Annotated in this window: 2 protein-coding genes; both read left to right on the top strand. The window is 42.3% G+C overall.

The genetic code is table 11. The annotated features are described in order from the left end of the window. The coding region (locus ACFVSH_RS26875; protein WP_387708879.1) for a M16 family metallopeptidase at positions 1 to 828 on the top strand (828 nt) is incomplete at its 5' end. A gap of 161 nt (positions 829 to 989) precedes the next feature. Further along, the coding region (locus ACFVSH_RS26870; protein WP_387708878.1) for a YlmC/YmxH family sporulation protein at positions 990 to 1173 on the top strand (184 nt) is incomplete at its 3' end.

Here is a 1173-nt window from a genome sequence, read left to right as displayed (position 1 = left end):
CCCGATGATATTGTCCATGACCTTTTAAGCAAGGCGGTATATGAAAACCATCCCCTTGGCTATCCTATACTTGGAACGGAAAATACGCTTGAAACCTTCAATAGTGATACATTAAAAAAATACGTGCATGACATGTACACACCCGATAAAGTAGTAGTGTCCATTGCTGGGAATGTGGATGAAAAATTGATTCAGGAGGTCGAAAACTACTTCGGCTCATATCAAGGAGGGGAAGAGCGTCTTGAATTGGTCAAACCTTCCTTCCATGAAAATAGGATCACCCGTAAAAAAGATACGGAACAAGCCCACTTATGCCTTGGTTACAAAGGGTTGGAAATCGGCAATGATAAAACATACAGCCTGATTACCTTAAATAATATTCTTGGGGGAAGCATGAGTAGCCGCCTATTCCAGGACGTCAGGGAGCAACGCGGCCTTGCTTACTCCGTTTATTCCTATCATTCCAGCTATCAAGATAGCGGAATGGTGACAGTATATGGGGGGACAGGCACAAACCAGCTTGACAGCCTGTATGAAACCATTCAGGAAACATTGGATACTTTAAAAAGGGATGGCATTACGGAAAAGGAATTACGTAATAGTAAAGAGCAACTTAAAGGAAGTTTGATGCTCAGCCTTGAAAGCACGAATAGCCGCATGAGCCGGAACGGAAAAAATGAGCTAATGTTGGGTAAGCACCGTACCCTAGATGATATCATCATCAAGATTGACGAAGTGACAGAGGATACCGTCAATGAATTGGCAAATCAGATCTTTACGGAACATTCCTTGTCATTAGTGAGCCCGCTGGAAAACTGGGACAAGTAATAACGACTAAGTCTGAACCTTCCTTTTGTTAAAGGGAGGTCAGGCTTTTTTTCTTTAGATATGGGAAGTCCAGTGTTTTGGACAATATTTGGATAAAGGCCTTCTAAGTTTACCTTTTTCGGATATAGATTGAATAGAAGACGAAAAAGGGGGAACCAAATATGAGGTTAAGCGAACTGAGCGGTAAGGAAATAGTCGATGTGAATAGGGCGGAAAGATTAGGAATCCTTGGTCAGACGGATTTGGAAATAGATGAAACTGGACAAATTACCTCGTTGATCATCCCATCCGTCAAATGGTTCGGCCTTTTAAGGAGTGGCAGTGAAATAAGAGTGCCATGGGATC

The organism is Peribacillus sp. NPDC058002 (assembly GCF_042886655.1).
GTDB lineage: Bacteria > Bacillota > Bacilli > Bacillales > DSM-1321 > Peribacillus > Peribacillus aracenensis.
This window is presented reverse-complemented; position numbering and strand designations above follow the sequence as displayed.